At 61.7% G+C, this 2155-nt stretch carries 3 protein-coding genes; 2 read left to right on the forward strand and 1 reads right to left on the reverse strand.

Annotated elements, in window-relative coordinates; genetic code table 11:
* Positions 1 to 340: 340 nt before the first annotated feature.
* Positions 341 to 1177 carry an IS5 family transposase gene (locus ACFXOA_RS32220; RefSeq protein ID WP_385035725.1) on the forward strand — a complete coding sequence of 279 codons (837 nt, stop codon included), beginning with the start codon at positions 341 to 343 and terminating at the stop codon, positions 1175 to 1177.
* A gap of 104 nt (positions 1178 to 1281) precedes the next feature.
* On the forward strand, positions 1282 to 1917 hold the full coding sequence (locus ACFXOA_RS32225; protein ID WP_385035721.1) for an HAD family hydrolase: 636 nt from the start codon (positions 1282 to 1284) through the stop codon (positions 1915 to 1917).
* Here ACFXOA_RS32225 and ACFXOA_RS32230 read toward each other — a convergent pair.
* Positions 1907 to 2155: hypothetical protein (locus ACFXOA_RS32230; protein WP_385035723.1), on the reverse strand; the 249-nt coding region annotated here is incomplete at its 5' end. The genes ACFXOA_RS32225 and ACFXOA_RS32230 overlap by 11 nt on opposite strands.

Below are 2155 nucleotides of genomic sequence, written 5' to 3' on the forward strand. Positions count from 1 at the left end.
CCGCTACGAACGCAAGGCCGACCACTTCCTCGCCTTCACCAGCATCGCCTGCACCCTCATCTGCTATCGCAGACTCGCCAAATGAGATGACTTCTAAGAGGACGTTCGTGTCATTTATGTGATGGTTTGGGATGGTTCTGCCGCGCCAGGATTGGCCGCATACAGACAGAAGAGGCGGTTTGCGTCCGCCGCATCGGTAGACGCGATCCTGCGTTTCGCCCTGATTCCAGCCAATAGCTCCTGTCCGGTTCGAAGAACCTACCGAAAAGGTGTTTTGCCTCGCTCGATCGAGCGATATGCCGGGGTCGGGACCTCGTGCATGAGTATCCCCATGACCTCTTTGCAGCCGCGCCTGCCGTACCCGAGTGACCTCTCCGACGCTCGCTGGGCGTTGATGGAACCGATCCTGACGGCCTGGCGCACCGAGCGCCATAAGACCTCACTCAACCTCGGCGGCAAAGTCACTGACCTGCGGGAAGTCATGAACGCGATCCTCTTCCTAAACCGGACCGGCGTCCCGTGGCGCTACCTTCCGCACGACTTCCCGCCGCACACCACTGTGTTCGGCTACTTCAGCGCCTGGACTGCCGACGGAACCATCGAGAAACTCGGCGTCCACCTGCACCGGATGGTCCGTGAACAGGCAGGACGCACCGCCGAACCCACCGCCTGCGTGATCGATGCACAGAGCGTCAAGACCGCGACCAGCGTTCCCGCCGATACCCAGGGGACGGATGCCGGCAAGAAAATCGTGGGCCGCAAGCGCAGCATCGCCGTCGACACTCTCGGCCTGTTACTGCTGGTCATCGTGACCGCCGCAAGCGTCTCCGACAACGAGGCCGGCAAGCAGCTCCTCACTCAGCTCGCCACCGACCACCCCACCATCACCAAGGCGTGGGTCGACACCGGCTACAAGACCAAAGCCATCGAACACGGCGCCACTCTTGGCATCGACGTCGACGTCGTCCCGCGAAACGATCAGGTCAAAGGCTTCTCCGTGATCCCCAGGCGCTGGGTCGTCGAGCGAAGCTTCGGATGGATCATGATGCACCGTCGGCTCGCCCGCGACTACGAGACCAAACCCGCACACTCCGAAAGCATGATCCGCATCGCGATGATCTCGAACCTCGCGAAACGAGCAACCGGCGAAACGCCCATAACGTGGCACAACCCATGAACTATTCCGTTTTTAACCGGAACGTCCTCTCAGTAGGTGTTTTTGAAGGTCAGGTGAGCGGACCCGCTTATCGGTTGTGACCACGCCGGTGGTATCCATGCAGTGTGAAGACCGCGATAGACGCCCGTGAACTCCCCTTTGACGCCGTCTTGTGCGACCTCGACGGGGTGATCCGCTTTTATGACACCGCCGAGGTGACGCGTCTAGAGGAGGAAGCGGGGCTGCCGGAGGGCATCACGGCAACCATCGGATTCGCGCCGGAGAACGACCTGCCGCTGTTGCTCGGGCAGATCACCAGAGATCAGTGGGCGCAGTCGATCGCTCAGGGCCTCGGATCTCGTGTGTCGTTGGGTGACGCTCACGCGCTGGCCAAGGCGTTCACCGAAGCTGGGTTTTGGGCGGATGAAGCTGTCGTGGGCCTTCTGCGTCAGGTCCGGGAGCATTGCCCAGTCGTCCTTGTCACGAACGCGACGGTGTGGCTCGACGAGGACCTTGCGGTCCTCGGGCTGGCTGATCTCGCGGACAGCGTGATCAACAGTTCGCTCGTCGGTGTCGCCAAGCCGGACCGTCGCATCTATGAGATAGCGGCAGAGCAGGCCGGCGCCCGCGTCGACCGATGCCTTTTCGTGGACGATCGAGAGGAGAACATCGACGCGGCAAATGAGCTTGGGATGACCACTGTGCTGTATCGCGCTGTCGGGGATCTGCGGGGGTCCCTGGCTGGGCTGCTCAACCGGTGAGTGGCCTCTTCGTCCAGCTGTCGGTGCGGGGGCCTTTGCGGGCCAGGCGCCGGGTCATGAGGGTAATGAATGCCCAGTTCAGGTGGGTCTTCGTCAGGCGGTAGAAGGCAGGCGGCTGTCTCCAGACGACCTGACCCGCCGCATTAGAAGTCATCTCATTTGGATGACTCGGTATTCTGTGCGCCATGGTGGGGATCGTTGAGCGGTTGGTGCCGGACGAGTTGTGGGAGTTGTTCCA

The sequence above is a fragment of the Streptomyces sp. NPDC059166 genome (assembly GCF_042755185.1).
In the GTDB taxonomy this organism is placed as follows: Bacteria; Actinomycetota; Actinomycetes; order Streptomycetales; family Streptomycetaceae; genus Streptomyces.